Here is a 22,961-nt window from a genome sequence, read left to right on the forward strand (position 1 = left end):
AAGCTGGGGTATCTTTCCCCAAACAATTTTGAGAGAAATTATCAGCGTTCAAACCTGGACTCAATCTCATAAATTCATCTTAGGCGTTAGAGGCAATCAATCTTGGTTTTAGATTGATTGTTTCTAATGCCCCACCAAACGAAAGTGCGGTAGGGATTTCAGCTAAAACATTCTCATTTTTAGGTGTCCATTTTCTTGACAGAAGTCCAAAACGGACAATAATCTTACAAGTTTGACCAATGACCCCCTGAGTCTAACCAATGCCCTCCATTGTAGGGCCTATAGGCTGCCGAGTCCGAGTCTGCCCAAGCCCCTCCCATGTAAGACCAATAAGATTCCGAGTCCCACCTAGAAGTTCACTTTCACCACGTAACATCACCCCGTACAAATCATCACCACATTCCCATCCGGATCCTTCACTTTAAAAAACGAAAAGTCATCAAACCGGACGATGCTTTCAGCCACCTCTATCCCCATTTCCTTCACAAACGAGAAAGCCTCTTCAATATCTTCCGTGTGGAAATTAAACAGCGGATGATCCGACGGCTTTACCTGTTTTGTCTCCCCCGCCGGTCCCGCATCCAGGGTCAGTCCCGTGTAATGATTGATCTCCATGTTATAAACCGGGTCTGCCACCTCATCTAAATCATACTCCTGGCCCAATAATTCCGAGTACCAACGCACCGATTCCTTTAGATTGCTGACATGGACAAACACTGTATTGATTTGATTAACAATTGGACTTTTCAATAAAACCCTCTCCTCTTTACTGTATTTGATTGCACATCATAGCACGAATGATTGGCGAAAAACCTTATCGCTGATCGATTCCCTGACTTCGTTCCCAGGGTAGGGTAGATTATCCCCTGCCATATCGTTCTCCTCCTCCTCATTCTTATCCCAATTATTTCAAACCGGGATCATTAACTCAATAAAAAAGAAAAGGGTTTCTCCCATCAATCTTGAATTAGTTTAAGAGAATTTGTTCAAGGAGGAGATGGGTTTGAAACAACGTGATTTACTTTTATATGTACTGGATTCTACCTACGATAAAGAAAGCTGGTACGCGCCGCTCAAGGATGCTGTAGAAGGGCTGACTGCCGAGCAGGCGATGTGGAAACCTTCAGGGGAAGCAGTGAAAAGCATTTGGGAGAATGTAAATCATCTCATGTATTACAAGGAAAGAATGGCAGCAACGCTTGAAGGTCGCGAATGGAGCCATCATCTGGATGGCGATGAAACGTTTGCTCTCACCGATCAAAAGGAGTCAGATCAAGAATGGGCAAAGGTCGTGGAACACGCTGAAAGTGCACAGCAACAATTAAGACAGGCCGTAAGTACGCTGACTGAAAACGAAATTGAATCCCTTGAAAGAAAATTACTGGACATCATGATGCACGATGCGTACCATACCGGCCAAATCATCCACCTGAGAAAAATGCAGGGGTCATGGCCGTCCCGGCGCTAATTTCAACAACTATCTCTATTCTTTACTCACTCTCCGGACTATGTATATAATAAAGATAACAAAGTAAACGTAAAAAGGAGCCCTGACTGCCATCAGGACTCCTCCACAACATAAACTGCACCAGGTGTGCAGCGGCTCACAATGAGTCAACGGAATCGAAGTAATCATCAATTTACCTCATGAGCATGGGGGCAGGTGGTTACTTCTTTTTTTGTGTAACCGCGATAATTGCTACGATCAGTGTTCCAAATCCTATCATGATTTGCAGCGCCTCTCCGACAGCAATCATTTAGCGAATCACCTCCCTTCTCCTGGGAGTGTGAGCCGCTGCCCCGCAGCTCTTTATGTTGTGTACTTTCATTATAGCACATACGTTCGTTTTTTATATCCCGCCAAAGGAACCATGATGATTATTTATAAAGGGTATCAAACCAAAACATTGGAATCTTATGGTAAGATAAAGGTATGAAAGGAGAAGATCCTCTGACTGTTTTCTTAGAAAACATATTCCAACTTTCCGCTGCCCTCCTTCTCCTCTGCTCACTTTTTTACTATCGTCATTTCAAAAAGACGAAAAAACAACGAAACCTGACTCCATTTGAACTCTCCATTTATATCATTACCCAAGTGGCAATCTTTCTGGTGCAGGGAGTTATCTGATTCTGCTGCTGGATAAATAATGTTGAAGGAAGGAAGAAGGGTATCGCATGAATTTCTTTCTTTTATTTACATTAGGTCTCTTTTTCATCGGTCTTACAGGTCTTGTTTTTATTAAAAAAAAGATAGAAACCGTCCACTCTATCCTATGGTGGATTACGGCCGCCACTGCCTGGGGGATGGTAAACATCTTTCTTGTTGTCTGGTCGTTTCATACGAGTTTATGAGTTTTATAATTTCTTACAAGGTGGGGACAAGATGAAATATGTAAAGGGCATGTATGCCGTGATGGCATTGATGATAACTGTGAATTTAATCAGTGAATATATTTTTAAAAGCAACTATTCAGCCATTGCAAGCTGGATCACGGTGGCGTTGTTTTTCTTCGGCACATTGTTTTTCATTAATACGAGATACGTATTTTCAAAGCAGAAGAACGGGAGGTGAATTTCTTGGAGATCGATTATTCGGTGATTCAATCAATGCCGGATGGAGATACTCTCCATGGAATTTTGGAAGTGCATAGGGAAGTTTTCGGCAGCGGGGATGATTTGATTGATAAAATGAAGGAAAAGCCCCAACTGTTGGTCACGATTGCGAAGCAGGATGGGAACGTGATCGGATATAAAATAGGATATGAGCTTGACCGCCGCACGTTTTACAGCTGGCTTGGCGGCGTGAGCGCGGATCACCGAAAGCACGGGATCGCTTCCCGGCTGCTCGTTCTGCAGCATCAGTTTTTAATAAAAAACGGGTATCACATCGTCCAAACCAAGACCATGAACAAGTGGCGGGCCATGCTTATTTTAAATATCAAACATGGATTTGACGTCATGGAGACGTATACCGATAAAAAGGGCCGGCACAAAATCGTTCTTGAGAAAAAATTAATCGATTAAAAGGAGAAGACTTTATGACGGGTACATACGTCAAATGGGGAGAAGCCAGGGTGAAATTGACCTGGTGTGATGTCGCGCAGCTTCCATCAATAGAGCGGATCACAAGTGTTCACGGATTTTGTTTCAAGGATGACCGTTTGATGCTGGTCAATTTAAATCACCGGGGATGGGACTTTCCCGGCGGTCACATCGAGGAAGGCGAAACCCCTGAGGAATGCATGAAGCGTGAGGCTTATGAAGAAGGTTATGTGTCGGGAAGACTCACCCTTCTGGGGCATATCACTGTCGACCACCATGAAAACCCCGTCTGGGATGAAAATGGGCATATCCTAAAGTTGGGTATCTAGTTTTTTACCGAATTGATATTGACCAGCTGCATGAGTTTAAGGGGCAGTATGAGTCGGGTGAGAGAATGTTTATCAGGCCGGGTGACGTCGCTGATTACTATCAGGGGTGGAACGGGGTTTATCAGGAGATTTTGGATGCGGCTGTAATGCTGGACTCTCAGGAATAAGCAAAAAGCTCAGTAGATCTGAGCTTTTTTATGATTAAAGCTTAGGATGATTCTGGAAGATTTCTATATTTTCTTTTATATGTGCAACCTTCTTCATTCCGACCATTGTTGAAAAAATACCATTCGTTCCGGTCACAGTTTTTAATTGGTTTTGAGGGTCTCTCCCTCTGCCGAAAGCTTTACCCAAATTGAACGGGGCGCTGGTTGTTGAATGGATCCCAAGCTCTTGTGCAGCTTCGATGATTGTCAGCCACTTCCCGTTTACACGCTGGTTCTGAATTTTGACTGCCTGATTCATTTGTTTATTCAAAGGGAATTGGATGAATTTAAAGTGATGCCCCTCACCTGCGACTCTTTTTGCGGTGTTCACGGTTTCTTCGATTGAGATATAGCCGTCTTCTTTCGGAGCGTTCAGCAGTCCGGTCCAAGCAGCAAATCCGTAATTGTTGATATTTCCGATTTGAACCTGGTCTTCAAAAAACGAGAATAGCTTTTCCAGGTGTTGATAAAATAGGTCGGCACCAAGTGTCATCATGGAGATTTCAGGGTTGTGGATGTAATAAAGATCAATCGTGTTAAAATGGAGATGCTTCCTGCTATTTTCAATGGCAAACCGGTAATAACCGGGTGCCAGTACATGGCGGTGGGTGTCTACAATATTCAGGTCCGATTCCTTGATGATGCCGCCATCCAGCAGGACTTTTTGCAGGTAATCAACTGGGACCAGGTTTGCTTCGATATCTCCTGGTATGATGCCCGCTTTTGTGGAGACGATTACCTCTTCCCTCTTGATTAATCCTCTCTCAATCAACGACTTTAGCACATGGCCGACATCGCGTTCAGATCGCATCCCCCGGTAATTGATCGCCGTATCGATGAAGTTCAATCCATTCAGCAGTCCGTACTCGATTCCTTCTCGGTAAAGTACCGAAACTTCCTCATTCATCTCGCCCAGGTGGGTCCCCAGTGCAATAGGCGAAGCACAGAACATCGGCGAATTTCGATAAGGCATCCCGGACTTACTTAGAAATTCACTTGTTCCCTTCAACGTCGCATAACCAGAAATCATCCTAACACCCTCCTTTTTAGTTCTCATTCAATATAATGGATAAAAAATCCAATTAATAGACTGAAAATTTTTGGTGGTGTTTGGTATAATAGGGGTATAAGGAAGAACCGGTAAAACAAAGAGGCAGCACCCAAACTTGGATACTGCCTCTTTGTATTGTCATTAAATCTGGATTCTATTGCTTAATTTGACTCATTTCCCCGTGAAAAGTGCGGCTTTTGAGTCCCCGATTCAGGGGACTGGAGGATATACGATCCTATTTTAGGATTTATGATCCTAATCCGAAAAATACGATCCTGATTCAAGATTTATGATCCTAATTCAGAATTTACAATCCTAAATTAAAATATATGATCTTATGAGAATAATTCTAAATAACCGTGCTCCAATTTGTCCTCCCGGCGCAACTTGTCGGGAAACCGAGGAGGGACTGCAGCAAACCAAAAAAAGACCTTTTCAAACCAGACCTCACTTCTTATAAACCGTAAACTTCTCCGCAGCTGAAGTCCGCCCGCGCCCCGGTGGCATTTTGTCAAAATAACCCATATGGAGGAAGCCGGCGATTTTTTCGCCAGGCTCAACGCCGAGCAGGTCACGTACCTTGGGATCATAGATATGAGGGTTCGTTTTCCAGACAACGCCAAGTTTACGTTCCCAGGCGAGCAGCTGAAAGTTTTGGATCAGAGCGCCGACCGCACCGAAATTTTCTTCCCACTGCTTTTGTCTTGGATCCTCTTTCATGATCACGATCAGGAATGCAGCAGGCTGGCTGAAGTAGTTTCTCCTGTTTTCCTGCATATCCGGCGGGAATGTCTTCACAAGGTCCTCAACAAAGTCGTCCTTTTCTTCTGCAGAAACGAAAATAAATCGCCAAGGCTCGCGAAGCCCATGGTTCGGCGCCCAAACGGCGTCATCCAAAATCTCAAGTACGGTTTCCTCCTTTACTTCTTTATCAAGATAGCCGCTTTTAATCGAGCGGCGCTCACGGATTGTTTTGGCCAGGTTTGACTTTGATTGTTCCATTGTACATTCCTCCAACGTCTACTGATTGTATTAAATGATAACAATTATCATTATCACTTGTAAATAGTGTTTAGAAGGATATTCAATAAAAAAAGACTTCCCGACAAATCTCCCGAAATGCCAGAAAAGCCCTTATGTACCGGCCGGGCCACTTCCCCCAACCAATCAATCACTTCACATACTCCACTCCAACACCCAATCCCGACAACATCTCAAAGTAACCCGGGCAGGTCTTCGACACACAGCCAGGGTCCTGGATGACCACGCCGGGAACCTTCGTTCCGATCAACGCAAGCGACATCGCGACGCGGTGATCGTCGTAGGATTCCAGTGAGGCAGCTTCCGGAATGCCCGGATGGACGGTCAATCCATCGGAAAATTCCTCGACCCTGATTCCAAGCTTCCCTAACTCTGTACAGATTGCACTGATCCGGTCCGATTCGTGGTGACGGATATGTTCCACGTCCCTGATGGTAATCGGAGCTGATGCGAAAGGCGCGATTGAAGCAAGGGTCAGGGCCTGATCGGACATTTCCTTCATGCTGATGTCGAATCCGCCTTGGAGGTCCGGTGTCCCTGTTAGTTCGATATAATCTTCGCCCCTGACAACGGTGCAGCCCATCCGTTCATATACATCCACCATTTCGATGTCAGGCTGATTCGTTTTGAAAGAAAGATTATTGATTCTGATCCGGCCATTGGTAATGGCTGCGAGCGCCATGAAGTAGCTTGCCGTAGATGCGTCGGCTTCGAGCTCAAGTTCCCTGCCGGCATAGCGAGACACCGGGACCTTCATTTCAGTGAGGTCCTCGTTGCAAGTTGCTTTCACACCGAATTGCTCCATCAAGTTCAACGTGATTCTTACATACTCCTTCTGAACGATGGAATCGGGTATCGTCACGGTTACTTCTTTTTCAGCATATGGAGATGCCAAGAGGACCCCGCTTGTGAATTGGCTGGAGACCTTGCCGGAGATGCTCACCCGGCCTCCTTTGATGCCGCATGCTTTTATGCGGATCGGCAGGTACCCTTTTTTCTCCAGGTATTCAATATTGGCACCGAGATGCCCGAGGGCATTCAGCAACGGTTCAATCGGCCGTTCACTCATGCGGCTGCTTGCCTCGATGATCCAGTCGCCTTCTGTGTCGGCTGCCAGCGCACCGGGCAGGAAGCGGGCAATCGTTCCCGCAGCACCTATGTACACTCCACCGTTTTTTACCGGCCATTTTCCGCCGCAGCCATGGACGGTGACCTTTTCCCCTTCGACTTCGACGAGAATGCCGAGCTTTCGGAGAGCTTCGATGCACCAATAAGAATCATCGCTTCTCAGAATGCCCGTCAACGTGGACGTTCCATCTGCTAAAGCAGCCATGATCAATGCCCGGTTTGTAAAACTTTTGCTCCCGGGTATCGTGATGCCGTGGTCAACCTTATCTATTTGTGGTGACAGTTTTACAGCCTTAACATCATTTAAATTGGACCAAGGTGACCTTGCTTTCAGATCTGGACTATTCATTGTTTTACCCCCCGCTTTTAATAAAATTGGCCGCTGTAACCAGTCATAACTTAAATCACACCAAACTTCCTCAACGCAAACTCAATCCCGTCTTCTCCCGACGGCTTCGTTACGAAATCTGCCGCTGCCTTCAACTTATCACTCCCGTTGCCCATTGCGATGCCAAGCCCTGCCAATTCGAGCATATCAATATCATTTTCCCCATCGCCAAATGCAATAGCTTCCGATTGATGGAACCCGAAAAACTCCAGGGTCTTCAAGATTGCCCGCGACTTTGACACATCCTCCTGCAGGACATTCAACACATATGGATGCCATCTCCTGAATGTGAGATGCGGGAATTTTTTTATGTATTTTCCAACCGTATCATCATCCGCAAACAGGCACAATAAATATACGTCTTCCTCATGAATATCGGGATTCGTCTCTGGGTACTCATTAAGCGACAGCGTTTCCTGGAGGGCAGTAGAGATTGCCTCCTCCGTTACCCCATTCATGGTAAACCCTTCGGTATAGAACGACAAACCGGTCTTTTCCTGTTCGGCAAACTCCATCACTTCTTTCACGACCGCTTTCGCCATTGGCACGCTGTGAATGACTTCTCGCTGGTGCTTGGCGTAGCCCCCATTTGCCGTGATAAAGGTATCAATGCCCAATTCCTCCAGTTCACGGCACATGGATAACGGCCTTCCCGTCGCAGCCACCACTTTCAATCCTTTGTTTTTCAACATTTTTACTGCCTCGATTGTGGACACCGGGATGGTGCCGTCTTCGTGGTGTGTGATTGTTCGGTCAACGTCGAGGAATACGATTTTGTAGGTCATGAATAGCCTCCCAAATGTCTTTTCCATCTTTAAAACCTTTGCTTTAAATACTCACCATAAACCAAATTCATTACTTCAATAATTTTTTCATCAGCTTCCATATTATTTAATCGGTCAGGTAAGTGGCTGGCTCCCACCACAAAAATATAAGGATTCTTGTTAAAGTCTCCCATTATACCAACATCAACAGCAGCAGTCTCCAACCCGCCTGTCATATGATTAAGATGATGACCCGGAATAGAGCCTATGTCTCCCCTTTGCCTGACCAATCCGTTTATGATCGGCGCCCATAGCATGGGGCGCTCATTGTATCCTTGATAGATCCCTATCATTAACGCAGCCAATTCTGAAAGCATCCCATTGTTATCAGGATGTCTCGGATCTTCTGTCACCTTAATAGATGGAAAGTCTGCTTGAATTTCCTCATTTACCTTCTCCCATCCGCCGAATGAACCCACTATACTCTTTGCCGCAAAGCTGTCATGGCAGGCAATCATGACTTCGACCGCTTCCCTTAAAGGCAGGAAGGTTCTTTTTTGCAGATGAGGATAAAGCTCGCTGCTGTCTTCTTTCGGGTTAAAAGAAATGCCTTCTACCATGTCATCCCATTTCAGCTTTCCTTCTTCTGCCCATTTAGCCATGCAAAACCCTATTGCCACTTTTGCTGCGGAGGCCAGAGGGACTGGGAGTTCGGCATTCCAGGATGCTTTCATCTTTTGGTCTTTTGTGGAGTAGATTATGATTCCGGCTTGTCCGGTGTCAATTTCTTTTAGTTTGTCTATTATTCTATCCAATTGTGTTCACCTGCTTATTTTTCTTGGATTCATCCTTGTTTTTCTTCCAGAAATCTTCTTACGAGTAAATTGTATATTTCGGGCTGCTCTATGTTTGCTGTGTGACCCGCATAAGGAACTAATCCTGCATTAAATTTAAGGTTGGCTTGCTTTAGATAAGTGACCGCTTCGACTTCATGCAATTCGCTGCTCCCATTCAGTACTAGTACCGGTACCTTTATCTGTTCAATTTCTGCTTGAGTTACAACAGGATAATGGAAAGTCATGATATGAAGAACCTTTTCGAGTGTAGCCTTCCATTTTTCTCCGTGCAGGGACATGAATTGAGTTGCTATATCCCTATCATTCTCCTCAATATTCAGGAAGTACTCGTTTTGCTTCTCCATTACGCCTTTTAACTCTTCGGGGATATACGGTGAATAACCCGTAAGGACAATCCCACTGACTAGTTCCGGCTCCCTTAGGGCGATATGAATAGCTAAAGAAGCTCCCAATGACAAGCCAATGATGAATCCTTTCCCCTTATTCTTGATTTGAGTGACCACATACTTTAAAGTATCTTCAAAATAATCATCCGTTGCTTCAACTGCTGCATCACCGTGACCCGGTAAATCAATAAGAATACATTCGTAATCATTCTTCATATTGGAAATCTGGTTTAAAAAATGTGACTCCCCTGTCCCCATAAACCCGTGTAAAAAATAGACTCTTTCTATTGTCATCTCCCCCTCTTATGTACACAATCAATATTAACATATTATTCCAACCCGTGGTTTGATCCATAAGGACCCATAGGGACAGGTCCTGTGACCCATTTGGAAAAGAGTACATAGTTAAAGACAGATCCACTCACCGGAACCTGCCCTTTCAAATGTTTTTATCCCGTTTACGGACAAAATTTGTCTGTTTTAGTTCATTTCTTATCTTAAGGCCTATTTTTCAACGGGGCTGCCAGGCTTTTATCGATTGAACGTGATGCCGGGAACCATTTATGATCCATTTCAAGAATTTATGATCCGTTCGACAAAAAATACGCGCCTGTTTCAGGATATATGATCCATTCCAGAAAAATATGATCCATTTTCGAATTATATGATCTTTTGATAATCATTCTAATCTGCAAAGTCCCAACGCCCATAACTCAGTGGGACAAGGTACCTGTCCCCCCGTCCCACTTCCCAACCTCATCCCAGACTGCATTAATATGACCGCACCGGAGAGATCAGATGCAGGCAGGAAGGGTTTCCGGATGGCTGAATCAGGACAGGCTTCATGGAGCCGCCGAAACTTATTTTTATCTCTTCTTCTTTGATTGCCTTCAAGGCATCGATCATGAAGTTTGCATCCAGTGAAATGTTTAATTCGCTTTCCCCTTCTATGTCTTTAAGCATTTGGGTTTCTTCAATTTTTCCTATTTCGGAGGAGGTTGAGGATATCTTCAGCCGAATTCCGTTTTTTACTTCCAGATGTATATTGTTGTTCTTCCATTCACTTGCGAAAAGACAGGCACGGTCAATCCCTTTTAAAAATTGTTTCGTGTCGAGGGTGATGACTGTCTTGGAATCTTTGGGGATCAGTGCTGAAACATTTGGGTAGTTTCCTTCAATCAGTCTTGAAAAAAGGGATGCATCAGCGGTTTTAAATACGATGTAACTATCACTCACAAAGATATGTATGTATTCAGTTTCGCCTGGAATTAACTTCACTAGATCATTCAGGCTTGTGCTTGGAATAATGAATGATCCTTTTATACTTGAATCGATCTTGAGTTCCCTTAGTGCAAGGCGGTGTGAATTCGTCGCTGCACATGTTAGATGATTGTCTTTGAAAGTCAGGTTAACCCCCGTCAGGACCGGTCGGGTTTCACTCCTGGCAACAGCGAAGGCAGTCTGTTTGATCATTTCGATCAATACAGACCCAGGGATTCTGATAGAACTGCTTTCGTCAATCACAGGCAGGCTTGGATATTCTTCTGCAGGAAATCCTTTCAGACTGGTGATGATTTCGCCGGATTGCAGGGTGATGAGCTGCTTCCCGTCTGCTTTCACATGAATCTCTCCGGGCAATTTCTTCACGATTTCATTTATATACTTAGCAGTTACGACGAGGCTGCCTGTTTGCTTAACCTCCAACACCCTCACGCCGCCGATTGTCATCGGGATCTTTTTTTCTATAATTAGATCTGAGTTGCTTCCGATCAATACCAGGGCATCTTCTTCTGCCGTCATCTTAATCCCAGTTAATATCGGGAAAGGCGTTTTCAGGGATACCGCTTTACTGACGTCGGATATAGCTTTATGAAAGCATTCGCTATTTATGCTGAATTCCATTATGTGTTCACTCCAATATTTATGTGCTAGAAGAAACATTCGACAAACTTCTCCAATATCCCTTTTATGGAAATCATTGCACTCTGCCGCTGATCAGCATAATTATCAAAAACTTCCAATCAAGAAAATTACCAAATTGTTTTACATAGGTTTCATATTCCTCCATAATCTTCTTTGTAGAAAGGATGTATGGCTATGAAGAAACTATTAATGATGCTTGCAGCTGGGACACTTATTCTTGGAGCATGTTCCAGTAATCCAGCAGTAAAAGAAAATGCGAAGGAAACCCAAGAGGCAGACAAGAACCAAGGAAAGGACAGCGCAGCGGAGAAAAAGGAAAAAGAAGAACCGAAAGAACCGGAACAGCCATTTAAAGCGCTCGAACCTTCTGAAGATGCTGTGTCTTTGAAAGAACGCCTTTCTAAAGAGGAAGAGAAGGAAATCCCTGAGGAAGAATCCAAAGAAAATCTTGATGAAGAAAAAACGGATCCTACTGAAAATAAACAGGATAAGGATACCGAACGAAAGGTTCCGGTCGGTGAAACGCTCGCAAACGGAAAGGAAGATCTCTCCGATGGGCCATTGAAGGATCACCGGCTGGTTACCTACTACGGGACACCCCAGTCCAAAAACATGGGGATACTGGGCACGATGGAACCTGAAGCGTTCATGAAAAAATTGAAGGAACAAACACAGGCCTACTCTGATCTTGACCCCGAACGCCCTGCGGTGCCGACGATCGAGTTGATCACGACGATGGCCCAGAGTGCACCGGGCAAAGACGGGGATTATGTAAGTTTGACGTCAGATAAAAACATCGAGACATATGTCAACCTTGCTGAAAAACATGATGCACTTGTGATCCTTGATATCCAGCTCGGGACAGACACCGTCATGAACCAGGTGAAGATGGTGGAAAAATGGCTGAAGCACCCTCAGGTCCACCTTGCGATCGATACCGAATTCCACGTCGCTGAAGGCGAGAAGCCCGGCGAGGATCTCGGCCAGGTGGACGGAAGGAAGATCCAGGAGGCAGTCAAGTATATTTCGGATCTGACGGAAAAGAACAATCTGCCCGATAAACTCGTAATGGTCCACCAGTTCACCGGACACGTTTTGACCCATAAAGAGGCGATCCAGGGCACGGAAAACGTCCAAGTCGCCGTCAACTTCGACGGCTGGGGACCAGCTGCGGATAAACAGGCCCTGTACGGGAAGTACATACGTGAAGAACCGAACCAATACGGCGGCTTCAAAATTTTTTATGACAAGGATGTACCGGTCCTGACGCCTGAAGAAGTGTTGAAGATGGACCCTAGTCCGGCGGTTATTAATTACCAATGAGGTAAAAAACACAGGGACGTTTCGTACGAGACGTCCCTGTGTTTTGTTAATTATTATTCTAAATAAATCCTTCAGACCCAATCCCCGCTGTTATCCGCAAGGGCCTGCAGTTCATTCATAAACACACCGGCATGATACCCGTCGCAAACGGCATGATGAATCTGTAATGAAACCGGCAGCAAAACTTCATCATCTTCGTATGAATACTTGCCCGCAGTAATGATTGGCAGTAAATAATCACGGCCGGTCCCAATATTCAAATTGAATGCCGTGAAGGAACTCCACGGTACCATCGAAATCGGAATATGATTTTCCGGCATAGGTTTTTTTGGAAATAAACGTCCTGTGCCATTATAGATTTCAATGTCCTTCAGATAGCGGGCTTGAAAGGAAGCAAAATCATCTGAAACCGGCGTCCAGATGCATGAAAAGGTGTGTGACCGCCCGTCAAAGATTGTGTAAGCCGGGCAGATCTCCGACCAATAACCAAGCTCCCCTTCAGCATTGAAATTCGTTCTGAACTCTTTATGCGAATTAACGACTTTTGTCACCATATAAATAAACGCGGGATAGAATTTATATTTCTTATCCTTCAGATTCTCAATAAGGCTTGTTATCGTTATATTATTTGTCATGCTGAATGTTGTCTGCTGCTGCAGATAGTGCTCAAAGTATTCTTTCCTGTGCCAATGTTTCTGATCAATGAGAGTAAATGTCATATTACACGCCTCCTAAGTTTTTCAATTTTACCCTTAGGAGGCCGAATCCACTGCTTTTACCATCATGTCACTCCTTTTCGTAAAATTCATCCTTTAGATAACGGATATATAAAAAGGCAACAACGACTCCTATAATTGAAATGATGACGGAATATCTGAAGATTTGAAAGAAGAACTCAGGAAATGGTGTGATTTCATACATGGTCGCCTCTTCATCAATTTCCATTTCCTTTTCTCTTTTAAAAAAGATGACAAACAAGAAAAAAGAAACAATAAGTGTATAAACCCCTGTTTTCACTAAAATCTTCTCCACTGCTGCCCCTCCCCTTCGAAACAAGTTTTCTATAAACTTTTTAAAAACGAAGTATCCAGTTCTTCACTTTCGAATTACAATCGCAGTCAGTTCCGTTTTCGTTTCATGCCATTCGTCCTTTTCCCAGTAAACTGCATCACCGCCATGCACCTTGATGAATTCGTCTGTTTCACCTCTGACTAAACCTTCTCCGTTTACGATCAACAGAAGCGGAGGCACCACTGCCTGGTGATTGCCAATCACCCCATTTTCATCAAGATACATGCAGCCTATATGAGGGTTTCTGAGTAAGTGTAATCCGGGACATACTAAAGTCCGAATCAAATTGCGTGATTTACTTTCCTGCTTCTTTGCTGAATTGATAGATTTCCATTGATTCCTCCCGAAAGGTTAACGTGCAGGTCCATCCCCCTGATGAATCCTTCCCATCACAATGGTATGATAGTAGTTTCCGTCAGATAACCGCTTATCGTCTTTTAAAACACCTTCGACTTCAAAACCGAGTTTTTTATACAGCTTTATCGCATTTTCATTTGTTTGGAGTACACTCAACGTGATTTTTCTAATGTGATGATCGTCAGCCCAATGAATGGACTTCTGTAAGAGATTCTTTCCTATTCCATGTCCCCAGAACTCCTTCAGCACCCCGACTCCGAATTCCACTCTGTGAGACGTTCTTTTCAAATTATTACCCTCACATCTGGAAAAGCCTGCAATCCTGCCGTTTGTTTCTGCTACAAGAAATAGATTTACGGGGCTGTCCGAATCCGCTTTAATGATTTTTTTAAAGCCTTCCCCATCTACATAGGCTTCTCCTTTTTCCCGATCCAAGTTCTCCGTCTCTCCATCGATTTGCAGCCTTACATCAGACAGCGCCTCCGCATCCTCCGGTTTGGCGGACCTTATTACGTAACGCAAACCTGGTACAGTGTATTCCCTTCCCTCAACAATCATGATGATCTCCTCCTCTTTCTGCTTTAGAAGCAAACCTCAGCTTTATCCCATAACCTGTGAACTTCAACTAATTCTTCTCCATCAAACACCATCTTATAAATATCCGGTTTGGAGGTGCTGTGTAAAAAGTCCAAGTCATACTTTTCATCATAATAATTCATCATCAGTGTCATAACGATTCCGTGTGTACCCAGTGCTATTTTTTGACCTGCATACGTTTTTAACAATTCATTAAGGGCTCCTGCAGCCCGTTGCTGGCATGCAGCATTGGATTCTGCCCCCTCTAAGGCAAAGTGAGGTTCAGAGAACGATTTAATCAGTAACGGCATCAGCTCTTTGTCTGATACCCTAATGTCATCTGCTGAGGAAACCTTCTCTTTCAAGTTTTCAATCACTACTACTTCCTGCCCCAACTCTTTCGCCAGCGGTTCAACCGTTAAAACCGATCGAATATAAGGACTTGAAACAACCGTGTTAATTCCTTCATTTTTTAGCATCCGGGTAACTTGTTGAGCGTCTCGTATTCCTTTTTCAGTTAAAACTCGTGTTCTTTCATTTCCTTCTTTCGGTGAGTCACCGTGTCTGATCATGTAGATGAAGGTTTTCATGATTCCCATCCTTTTATTTCAAATTAGCCGATTACGCCGGGTATCTTCGATCTAGAAAACCTTCACCAGCTCTATGTCAGCATATTTATCAGCACCGTATTCTTTATCACCATAAATCCCCTGAATGGTATTAAGCCCCTGCCCTGTCCAAAACCTAAGTGCAGGCCAATTTTTGATTGCTACATTTGCCCGCACTTCCCGATATTCAGCCTGCTCCACAATAGATAAGAGCTCACTGACCACTTCCCGCCCCAGACCTTTTTTATGTAACTCCTTGTCCATATACAGATAGTTAATATAAAAGGATTCAGGTGTCGGGTAGCCGTGATACGTGGTCAGCAATCCCGCAAGATTCCCTTTATCCTTCAACCGGATCACTTGAATATTAAATTGAGCTCTCGTCCCTCCAGGCGGAAGGTCACCCTCGGTAAAACAGCGGGAAGCATACTTTTTATCTAAGCTCCCGCCGTCCCATTGGTGTATGTAGCTTCCTTGTTCGTATAGTTCCTGGACGGTGGTAATTTCTTGCTGAGTCATATCTTTAATAGTGAGGCGGTTGGTTTCCCATTGGCTTGGTATCATTTTTATTGTCATTGGTCCGTTAACTCCATTCTCTTTTCATTACCTTCTCTTAATTAATTTCATTCATCATCCCACCGGCTTCCCGGAGACAATATGCCAATGTAAATGCTTTGAGTCCTGATAATTCCCCAGATTGGTAATCACCCGGCATGCCCCGTGCTCCCCGGTTACGTGGGCTGCAACCTTCCTGATCACTCCCATCAGGTCGAGCAGCAGTCCATTATCGCTGTCCTCCAGCGTGATTAAAGACGAAATATGTCTCTTCGGTATTGCCACAATATGTACCGGATAAAATGGCCGGGTATGATGATAAGCTAGCACATGATCTGTTTCCAGCACTTTCTTCACTTCGGTTTTTCCGCTTAATACTTCATCACAATAAAAGTCTTCGGTCATTTCATTTCCTCCTTTGATCTGGCAAAAGAAAGTGAACTCCGCCATTTTCGAACTCCCTTGTTCAATTAAACAGCTGATTAGTTGAACTGGGTATTCACATGAGTGTTAAAAAAGAGAACAAAAATATCAATACTACATACTTACTGGCTGCTTTCTGAGGCTTGTATTTCCAGAATTCCTTCTTTAAATCGGCTGTTAAAAAGGAAAGCAAAACAATGATTAGACTAAATGTAATGGAACTTTGTACTGAAGCCAGGCCGGCAAACAGTGTCAAGAATAAAACGATGCCTGCGATGCCGATCAGCGGGATGGTGATATATTCAGGTTTGAATCTTATCGAGTTCTGCATGGTTTATCTCTCCTATTTAATATTAATGAGATCCTCTCAATTGGTAAAATATGATAATACCAGTTTATCACAGGCAGAATCTTCTGAGAACTGGATTTCCGAGTCCTCCCCCGTTTTTCAAGAGGTGACGCGTACTCATTTATATTCCGCACCATCCTTTTTCATGGAAGGACATGCTCCTAAAACTCCCAACTGTTCAATTTTGCAAAATTAAACAAACAAATTCTGCACACTGAAACCCCTTTCATTCCCTTGAAATAGCCTTTATACTAGATTTATAAGATGATCATCAAATAATTCAAGAATATAAAAATGCAAAATTAATGCCAGATACAGCTGTAAGGAGGATCCTCATGGTATTGGATAAGAGACGTGCACACTTATTATCCATCATTCAGCAATCTGCCGAACCTGTCCCGACGAAGGTTTTGGTCGAAAGAATGAATTTGTCCCAGCGGACCATTTATTATGACCTCGATCAGATCAACAGCTGGCTGAGGACTCAGAAGTTAGAACCTATTGACAGTAAACATGGTCAGGGTTTGTTCCTGCCCCCTGAATCGAAATCGAAGCTGATGCTGAAGCAGGATGAGAGTTTTGAAGATTGGCAGTATCAATTATCAAAGCAGGAACGCGGAGTTCTGATCAAGGCGAAGATTTTACTTGAAGAACAGGATGCGACGATGAAAAGCTTCATGGACTTGACGAGCATGAGCCGCGGGACGATTGCGAAGGAGATCAAAGAGATCAGGCAGGAGTTCAAGCGCTCAGGTTTGGAACTGTATTATCAGAAAGGTTCGGGATACCGTCTGCGTGGTTCCGAGGAGGCAAAAAGAACGATGCTCTCCACCATTCTTGCAGCCGTCTTCTCTCATGAAGATTGGCAGAATGTCCGGAATGAGGTCTACAAGATGATTCATCCCGAAGCAGCCACCTGGTCAAGTGAAACCGATCAAAGACAAGTGGTGAGGGAAATCCTTTTTGAAGCGGAAACTGACATGGGATTGACGCTGACGGATGAAATGGTCGAGATCCTATCGCTGCAGATCCTAATGATCATAAAGCGGATCGAGCTCGATGAATTCATCCAGGTGCCCGAGGCTGAAAAAGAGGTGCTCAAGCAAACGGACGCCTTTAAGGCAGCCGCGCTCATCACCCATAAACTTGAAGCGTACAAGGGAGTCACCTTCCCTGAAGATGAAACCTGTTTTATCACCATGAACCTGCTCGGTTCGAAGGTCCAGCATGATAATTTTGATCATTACACCGAACAGGAACTGTCTGGCCTCAGAAAAGTGGTCCGCAATATGATCGATGATTTCCAATTGTATTCCTGCGTCGTGTTCGACGACCGGCGCGGACTGGAAGAAAACCTGATCTCCCATATCAAGCCGACCTATTACCGGCTGAAGTACGGGCTCCATATCGTCAATGATTTGGCCGGCAGCATCCAGGAGACCTACCCCGACATTTTTCACCTGACCAAACGGGTGATCAGACATTTGGAACTGTATGTCGGGAAACGAGTGCCTGAAGAGGAAGCCGCCTATATCACTCTTCATTTCGGCGGCTGGCTGTCTAAAGAGAAAAAGTCAGTGGAAACGAAGTTCAGGGCCATTATCGTCTGTGAGAACGGAATCGGGACGTCCAATATGCTCAGGACCCAGCTGGAGAATCTGATTGCAGGACTGAATGTGACCGCCACGATTTCCATGAGGGAATACCAGACACAGCACCATGCGGCAGACGTCATTTTTTCAACCAATTATATAAAAGCAAAGGATATTCCCGTCATCCATGTCCCCGCTATCCTGACGAACGTGGAAAAGGAACGGGTCATGCAGCGGATGAATGAGCTGTTCGATCCGAACGCACCCGGGAAAGCGATGACCGATCACCTAATGGATCTCATCAAACGCCATGCCGACGTCCATCAAGAAGATGAGTTAAAGCATGAACTGGTCCGTTTCCTGGAACAAAAAACTCCACAGATAAAGGAGCTAAGAAAGCCTATGCTCAATGAATTACTGACAGAAGAAACGATACAGCTGAAAGACCGTGTAAAGGACTGGGAGGAAGCCATTGAAACGGCTTCACAGCCGCTGATCGACCAGCATTCGATCACCCCGTCATACGTGAATGCGATGATCGATAACGTAAAGGACTTAGGCCCTTACATCGTGATCGCTCCGGGGATCGCCATCCCCCATGCACGCCCCGAAACAGGGGTTGAAGAACTGGGGATGAGTTTTCTCAGGCTGAAAGAACCTGTTTATTTTTCCGAAAAAGAAAAGCATCGTGCCCAGCTTATCATCGTGCTGGCGGCAATCGATAATCAAACCCACTTAAAAGCATTGGCACAGCTCACTGAACTGCTGTCCAATGAAGAAAATGTAGAGAAACTGATTTCAGCAAAAAATTCAAAAACCGTAATCGACTTAATTAACCAAACAATCGAAGTATAAATTAGAGGAGGAAAACAACATGAAAAAAGTATTAGTGGTATGCGGAAATGGATTAGGAAGCAGCATGATCGTGGAGATGAACATTAAAGCAGCGCTTAAGGATATGGGCAAAGAAGCAGAGGTTTCACATACGGATTTGACAACGGCGAAGACGGAACAGGCAGACTTGTTCATCGGTTCCGAAGATATTGTCGGAAGTCTTGAAGACGGCCGCAAAAATGTCGTGAAACTGAAGAACCTGATGGATAAAAATGAGCTTAAGTCTGCGTTGGAACAATATATCTAGTCCTATTTTCCAAACAAAGGAGCGATATAAATGGTTGATATCATTATGAATGACATCCTTGGCACACCTGCAATCCTCGTCGGGCTCTTCGCCCTCGTCGGACTCCTTGCCCAGCGGAAGAATTCCGGGGATGTCGTGTCCGGCACATTGAAGACCGTGATGGGCTTCGTCATCCTCGGGGCAGGCGCGAATGTGCTCGTCCAGTCACTCGGCCAATTCAGCAGTATGTTTAACGAAGCGTTCGCGGTCGACGGGGTCATCCCCAACAATGAAGCGATCGTAGCACTGGCCCAGGAAAGCTTTGGTACAGAGACAGCGATGATCATGCTGTTCGGTATGGTCGTGAACATTCTGATTGCACGTTTCAGTCCTTTTAAATATATCTTCTTAACCGGTCACCATACAATGTTCATGGCCTGCTTGATCGCGGTCATCCTGACGACTGGAGGACTCTCCGGTGTGCCATTGATCATCCTCGGTTCGATCATCCTTGGCTCACTGATGGTCCTTTCCCCTGCAATGCTTCAGCCGTTCACTCGCAAAGTCACCGGTTCTGACGACTTTGCCATCGGCCACTTCGGTTCGGTCGGATATCTGGCTTCCGCCGCAGTAGGGAAAGTCGTAGGAAAAGGCTCCAAATCAACAGAGGAAATCAAGGTGCCTAAATCTCTAGGATTCCTCAGAGATACATCCGTTTCAGTATCCTTGACCATGGTCATCCTGTTCTTCATCGTCGCCGGTGCGGCTGGGCCTGCTTTCGTTGAAGGTCAGCTGAGCGACGGACAGAATTTCCTGGTGTTCGCTTTCATGCAGGGGATCACATTTGCTGCGGGTGTGTACATCATCCTCGCAGGTGTGCGCATGCTCCTTGGTGAAATCGTCCCTGCCTTCAAAGGGATCGCGGATAAAATCGTCCCGAATGCCAAACCTGCCCTTGATTGCCCGGCCATCTTCCCGTTCGCGGGTAACGCCGTCATCATCGGCTTCCTGTTCAGCTTCATCGCAGGTCTTGTAAGCATGCTGTTCCTTCCATTGCTTGGCTTGAAGGTAATCGTCCCGGGACTTGTCCCTCACTTCTTCACAGGTGCAGCGGCCGGAGTCTTCGGAAATTCAACCGGCGGCCGCCGCGGTGCGATCATCGGTTCAATGGCAAACGGCGTGATGATCAGCTTCCTCCCTGCGCTGTTACTGCCGGTCCTGGGCTCACTAGGATTCCAGGGAACCACATTCGGTGATGCCGATTTCGGAGTTGTCGGAATCGTGCTTGGCAACCTTGTAAAACTATTTGATTCTGCCGGTGTCCTGTTTGCAGCAATCCTCGTGATTTTGGCAGTGTTGTTCTTTATCGGGTTTAGATCTAAAGCCGGTGAGGATAAGAATGGAACAGAAGCTGCTTGATTCTTGATTTGATGGAGTCCCGTGATTCCCCTTTTTAGGGGGTGCGGGGCTTTTTTGTTTTGTTATTTTGTTGGTTTTTCGGTGTGGCAAGGAGGGATCGGTTCTTGTTTCCGTTCTGCTTTTGTGATTTGGTTGGCGCAGTTGTGTTAAAAGTACTGACAATGAAATGGTGGTAAAGCTCATACCCTTGCGTTATGGTACTCCCTTTTAAATCACGTAAAACTGCTGATTTTCATTAAAAAACGCTTCTAAAACCATCCAAAATTGCTCATTTTGAATGGTTTCAGTCCATTAAGCAGCATATCCCCCTGAATCCAGGCCGTCAGCATCCCCATTCAAGGCGCCTGCCTCCGTTTATTATCAAAACCGGACATGATATTATCAAAAATCCGGATATATTATCAAAAACAGCCCTTTTATTATCAGAAATCCAATTATATTATCAAAACGCAAAACTCCCCAATAAAGGGCCTCACTCCCGGTTCCCCAATTTTTTAGTTCGCCGGGGTTCATGCTCGAATTTAAGGCTGCACCTTCATATTCAACCAGGTCACAATCTTCCTTATATTCGTTAAAGACATCATACATCCCTTATGCTATAGTATCCTAGTATTCCATTTGAACGGAGTGATGATATGAATAAAACAACTGTGAAAGAAATCACCTTGATCATCGTCGGGTCACTCTTCTTTGCCCTTGGGGTGAATCTGTTTGCAATCCCGAACGAACTTGGGGAAGGCGGCGTGACGGGGATCTCGATGACCCTTTATTATCTTCTTGGCTGGTCCCCGGGTATCACGAACTTCGTCATGAACGGCGCTCTGCTCGCCATAGGGTACAAGGTGCTCAATAAACGGGTGACCTGGTATACGATGCTCGCCATCTTCTTTACGTCCCTCTTCATCAAATTGACGGAAGGCATGGGAGAATCGGTCGACATCATGCTCGGGACTGTCTTTGCCGGTGTGTTCATCGGCCTCGGGCTCGGTCTTGTCCTGCGCTCGGGAGGAACGACGGGCGGCTCGACCATCATTGCCCGCATGCTCAACCAGCATTTCGGCTGGGCGGTCAGCACAACGATGTTCGTATTCGATATCCTGGTGGTACTCGGTTCTTCTTTTGTAATCGGGATCGAGAATACGATGTATACCGGTATATCCATCTATATCAGCACGAAAATTTTGGACTACCTGATTGATGGCTTTGATACAAGAAAGGCTGTCACGATCATTTCCGCCCAGACGGACGCCATCGCAGAAAAAGTGAGTGCCGAAATGGACCGCGGAGTGACCGTCATCAACGCAAGAGGTCATTATTCGCAAGAGGCCAAGGATATCCTGTATGTCGTGATCAATAAGCAGGAGCTGTTCCTTTTGAAAAAGAAGATTCAGAAGATAGATGAGAAAGCCTTTGTGGTTGTCCATGATGTGCGGGATGTTTTTGGGGAAGGATTTACGTTTCCGAAGACATAAATAAAGGTACAGATAAAAGGGACTTGTCCCCCGGTGAGCTGTTGTTTTCTTAGGGGGGGATACATCCCATACCATCGAAATCACTCCAGTTTCTCTGTAAAATGACCTTTTTCATTTTAAAAATTGACCATTTTTTAAAAGTCATGCCCCTGCCCCTATCCAATTCATCAACATACAGTAAAAATCACCTCCATTCCTTAACCAACCAAGCAAAAATCAGCTGCATTCCGCTGCCCTCTCAAATCTTATTATCGACTTCTTTCATTTTATTATCGACATCCAAAGATTCATTATCGATAACGAGGATTTTATTATCATATTGTTTAAATTGGCTTTATTCTATTATCGATTTTCCGGTTATAAAAGCGCCTTAATCAATTTAAGATCAAATCTATGTAGTTATTATCGAACCGCACCACAATTAGTGTCTTAAATGGGATTGGGTGGAATGAAAAACCCCACCATTGGGTATAGGTTATTAATAGCATTTGGGAGGAATGCCACCTGAAACTGCTCTTCATCTACTTCACTATCCTGTCTTCCGCCATTTGCCTGATCCTGCTTCCGTCCCTGCCATTCAGGGAATGGATTTATTTTTCGCTGTTCTTCTTCTGTCTCGTTTATTCCATTGGTTATTTATCTTTCTATGTAAGGAACTTTTGGGTTTCCTTTCCCCTGGCATTTATAGCGGCATTCATTTTTACTTATCTGATCAACGAGTTAACCTCCGCAGAAATTCCTTATAGCATCATTGTTGTGATGGGAATTATCTATACAGGGCTGGGTTATTTTATAACCAGACGAAGGGACAAAGGAGATTTTTTTAAATAATCCTTGCCATCCTCCCCTCCCTCAAGTACAATTATGAAAATAATTCCAATACCAACAAGTGATGATAGGACTCAGTAGTCAATTATCTCCCTGTCGAAGAGATCTGATGGCCGGTGCGAATCAGAACACAGATAATGGCGAATTACCCCC

Annotated in this window: 25 protein-coding genes, 2 pseudogenes and 1 other annotated feature (1 of these 28 running past the window's edge); of the genes and pseudogenes, 10 read left to right on the plus strand and 17 right to left on the minus strand. The window is 44.7% G+C overall.

Annotation, left to right across the window (positions count from 1 at the left end):
* Nucleotides 1–375 precede the first annotated feature (375 nt).
* A complete protein-coding gene (locus BHE18_RS02805) occupies nt 376–750 on the minus strand; it encodes a VOC family protein (RefSeq protein WP_071617136.1) in 375 nt (124 codons plus the stop codon).
* Nucleotides 751–1,003: 253 nt separating this feature from the next.
* Here BHE18_RS02805 and BHE18_RS02810 point away from each other — a divergent pair, with 253 nt between their 5' ends.
* Nucleotides 1,004–1,468, plus strand: coding sequence for a DinB family protein (locus BHE18_RS02810; protein WP_071617137.1), 465 nt, complete (start codon nt 1,004–1,006; stop codon nt 1,466–1,468).
* 199 nt (nt 1,469–1,667) lie between these two features.
* Here the strand turns inward: BHE18_RS02810 and BHE18_RS23105 are convergent, their stop codons facing one another.
* The gene (locus tag BHE18_RS23105) at nt 1,668–1,757 is read right to left on the minus strand and encodes a putative holin-like toxin (RefSeq protein WP_171910641.1); all 90 of its coding nucleotides are present in this window, start codon (nt 1,755–1,757) and stop codon (nt 1,668–1,670) included.
* Between the two features lie 418 nt (nt 1,758–2,175).
* On the opposite strand from BHE18_RS23105, the gene BHE18_RS23110 reads away from it, so the two are divergent.
* The 4 genes and pseudogenes from BHE18_RS23110 to BHE18_RS02830 all read left to right on the plus strand — a co-directional run bounded on the left by BHE18_RS23110 (nt 2,176) and on the right by BHE18_RS02830 (nt 3,538).
* Nucleotides 2,176–2,352 (plus strand): hypothetical protein, encoded by a 177-nt coding sequence (locus BHE18_RS23110; RefSeq protein WP_171910642.1) that lies wholly within the window; start codon nt 2,176–2,178, stop codon nt 2,350–2,352.
* A gap of 31 nt (nt 2,353–2,383) precedes the next feature.
* On the plus strand, nt 2,384–2,572 hold the full coding sequence (locus BHE18_RS02820) for a hypothetical protein (protein WP_071617139.1): 189 nt from the start codon (nt 2,384–2,386) through the stop codon (nt 2,570–2,572).
* The gene (locus tag BHE18_RS02825; RefSeq protein WP_328585867.1) at nt 2,569–3,024 is read left to right on the plus strand and encodes a GNAT family N-acetyltransferase; all 456 of its coding nucleotides are present in this window, start codon (nt 2,569–2,571) and stop codon (nt 3,022–3,024) included. The genes BHE18_RS02820 and BHE18_RS02825 overlap by 4 nt, the downstream gene beginning before the upstream one ends.
* 14 nt (nt 3,025–3,038) lie before the next feature.
* Nucleotides 3,039–3,538 (plus strand): annotated as a pseudogene (locus tag BHE18_RS02830) (NUDIX hydrolase).
* Nucleotides 3,539–3,572: 34 nt separating this feature from the next.
* Here the strand turns inward: BHE18_RS02830 and BHE18_RS02835 are convergent.
* The 7 genes from BHE18_RS02835 to dnaN all read right to left on the minus strand — a co-directional run bounded on the left by BHE18_RS02835 (nt 3,573) and on the right by dnaN (nt 11,094).
* Complete coding sequence (locus BHE18_RS02835) at nt 3,573–4,607, minus strand: aldo/keto reductase (protein WP_071617140.1); 1,035 nt, start codon at nt 4,605–4,607, stop codon at nt 3,573–3,575.
* A 468-nt stretch (nt 4,608–5,075) separates the two neighbouring features.
* Nucleotides 5,076–5,630 (minus strand): nitroreductase family protein, encoded by a 555-nt coding sequence (locus BHE18_RS02840; protein ID WP_071617141.1) that lies wholly within the window; start codon nt 5,628–5,630, stop codon nt 5,076–5,078.
* A gap of 169 nt (nt 5,631–5,799) precedes the next feature.
* On the minus strand, nt 5,800–7,146 hold the full coding sequence (aroA, locus tag BHE18_RS02845; protein ID WP_071617142.1) for a 3-phosphoshikimate 1-carboxyvinyltransferase: 1,347 nt from the start codon (nt 7,144–7,146) through the stop codon (nt 5,800–5,802).
* A gap of 50 nt (nt 7,147–7,196) precedes the next feature.
* Nucleotides 7,197–7,970 carry a Cof-type HAD-IIB family hydrolase gene (locus tag BHE18_RS02850; RefSeq protein WP_071617143.1) on the minus strand — a complete coding sequence of 258 codons (774 nt, stop codon included), beginning with the start codon at nt 7,968–7,970 and terminating at the stop codon, nt 7,197–7,199.
* A gap of 29 nt (nt 7,971–7,999) precedes the next feature.
* Nucleotides 8,000–8,764, minus strand: a complete 765-nt coding sequence (locus tag BHE18_RS02855; RefSeq protein ID WP_071617144.1) for a serine hydrolase — start codon at nt 8,762–8,764, stop codon at nt 8,000–8,002.
* Nucleotides 8,765–8,793: 29 nt separating this feature from the next.
* Nucleotides 8,794–9,486, minus strand: a complete 693-nt coding sequence (locus tag BHE18_RS02860; RefSeq protein WP_071617145.1) for an alpha/beta fold hydrolase — start codon at nt 9,484–9,486, stop codon at nt 8,794–8,796.
* A gap of 477 nt (nt 9,487–9,963) precedes the next feature.
* Entirely contained in the window at nt 9,964–11,094 is a 1,131-nt protein-coding gene (gene dnaN / locus BHE18_RS02865) for a DNA polymerase III subunit beta (protein WP_071617146.1), read from the minus strand.
* A 195-nt stretch (nt 11,095–11,289) separates the two neighbouring features.
* Between dnaN and BHE18_RS02870 the strand changes: the two genes are divergently transcribed.
* On the plus strand, nt 11,290–12,438 hold the full coding sequence (locus tag BHE18_RS02870; RefSeq protein ID WP_071617147.1) for a hypothetical protein: 1,149 nt from the start codon (nt 11,290–11,292) through the stop codon (nt 12,436–12,438).
* 71 nt (nt 12,439–12,509) lie between these two features.
* Here the strand turns inward: BHE18_RS02870 and catA are convergent, their stop codons facing one another.
* The 8 genes and pseudogenes from catA to BHE18_RS02910 form a co-directional block, all read right to left on the minus strand.
* Nucleotides 12,510–13,157: a type A chloramphenicol O-acetyltransferase gene (gene catA, locus BHE18_RS02875; protein WP_071617148.1), complete on the minus strand. Its 648-nt coding sequence runs from the start codon at nt 13,155–13,157 to the stop codon at nt 12,510–12,512.
* A 67-nt stretch (nt 13,158–13,224) separates the two neighbouring features.
* Entirely contained in the window at nt 13,225–13,470 is a 246-nt protein-coding gene (locus tag BHE18_RS02880) for a hypothetical protein (protein ID WP_071617149.1), read from the minus strand.
* Nucleotides 13,471–13,499: 29 nt separating this feature from the next.
* A pseudogene (locus BHE18_RS02885) lies at nt 13,500–13,804 on the minus strand (cupin).
* A 56-nt stretch (nt 13,805–13,860) separates the two neighbouring features.
* Complete coding sequence (locus BHE18_RS02890) at nt 13,861–14,424, minus strand: GNAT family N-acetyltransferase (RefSeq protein WP_071617150.1); 564 nt, start codon at nt 14,422–14,424, stop codon at nt 13,861–13,863.
* 23 nt (nt 14,425–14,447) lie between these two features.
* Entirely contained in the window at nt 14,448–15,032 is a 585-nt protein-coding gene (locus tag BHE18_RS02895; RefSeq protein ID WP_071617151.1) for a histidine phosphatase family protein, read from the minus strand.
* Nucleotides 15,033–15,083: 51 nt separating this feature from the next.
* On the minus strand, nt 15,084–15,626 hold the full coding sequence (locus tag BHE18_RS02900; RefSeq protein ID WP_083573585.1) for a GNAT family N-acetyltransferase: 543 nt from the start codon (nt 15,624–15,626) through the stop codon (nt 15,084–15,086).
* A gap of 54 nt (nt 15,627–15,680) precedes the next feature.
* The gene (locus BHE18_RS02905; protein WP_071617184.1) at nt 15,681–16,010 is read right to left on the minus strand and encodes an HIT domain-containing protein; all 330 of its coding nucleotides are present in this window, start codon (nt 16,008–16,010) and stop codon (nt 15,681–15,683) included.
* 94 nt (nt 16,011–16,104) lie between these two features.
* Nucleotides 16,105–16,359 carry a hypothetical protein gene (locus tag BHE18_RS02910; RefSeq protein WP_071617152.1) on the minus strand — a complete coding sequence of 85 codons (255 nt, stop codon included), beginning with the start codon at nt 16,357–16,359 and terminating at the stop codon, nt 16,105–16,107.
* A gap of 353 nt (nt 16,360–16,712) precedes the next feature.
* Here BHE18_RS02910 and BHE18_RS02915 point away from each other — a divergent pair, with 353 nt between their 5' ends.
* From BHE18_RS02915 to BHE18_RS02935, 4 genes are all read left to right on the plus strand, one after another.
* The gene (locus BHE18_RS02915; RefSeq protein WP_071617153.1) at nt 16,713–18,824 is read left to right on the plus strand and encodes a BglG family transcription antiterminator; all 2,112 of its coding nucleotides are present in this window, start codon (nt 16,713–16,715) and stop codon (nt 18,822–18,824) included.
* 19 nt (nt 18,825–18,843) lie between these two features.
* Complete coding sequence (locus BHE18_RS02920; RefSeq protein WP_071617154.1) at nt 18,844–19,110, plus strand: PTS sugar transporter subunit IIB; 267 nt, start codon at nt 18,844–18,846, stop codon at nt 19,108–19,110.
* Nucleotides 19,111–19,140: 30 nt separating this feature from the next.
* Complete coding sequence (locus BHE18_RS02925) at nt 19,141–20,508, plus strand: PTS ascorbate transporter subunit IIC (protein WP_071617155.1); 1,368 nt, start codon at nt 19,141–19,143, stop codon at nt 20,506–20,508.
* Nucleotides 20,509–21,143: 635 nt separating this feature from the next.
* Nucleotides 21,144–21,980 carry a YitT family protein gene (locus tag BHE18_RS02935; protein WP_071617157.1) on the plus strand — a complete coding sequence of 279 codons (837 nt, stop codon included), beginning with the start codon at nt 21,144–21,146 and terminating at the stop codon, nt 21,978–21,980.
* 883 nt (nt 21,981–22,863) lie between these two features.
* Nucleotides 22,864–22,961: a binding site (T-box leader), on the plus strand; it runs 106 nt beyond the window's last position.

This window comes from Rossellomorea aquimaris (assembly GCF_001877785.1).
Lineage (GTDB): Bacteria > Bacillota > Bacilli > Bacillales > Bacillaceae_B > Rossellomorea > Rossellomorea aquimaris_A.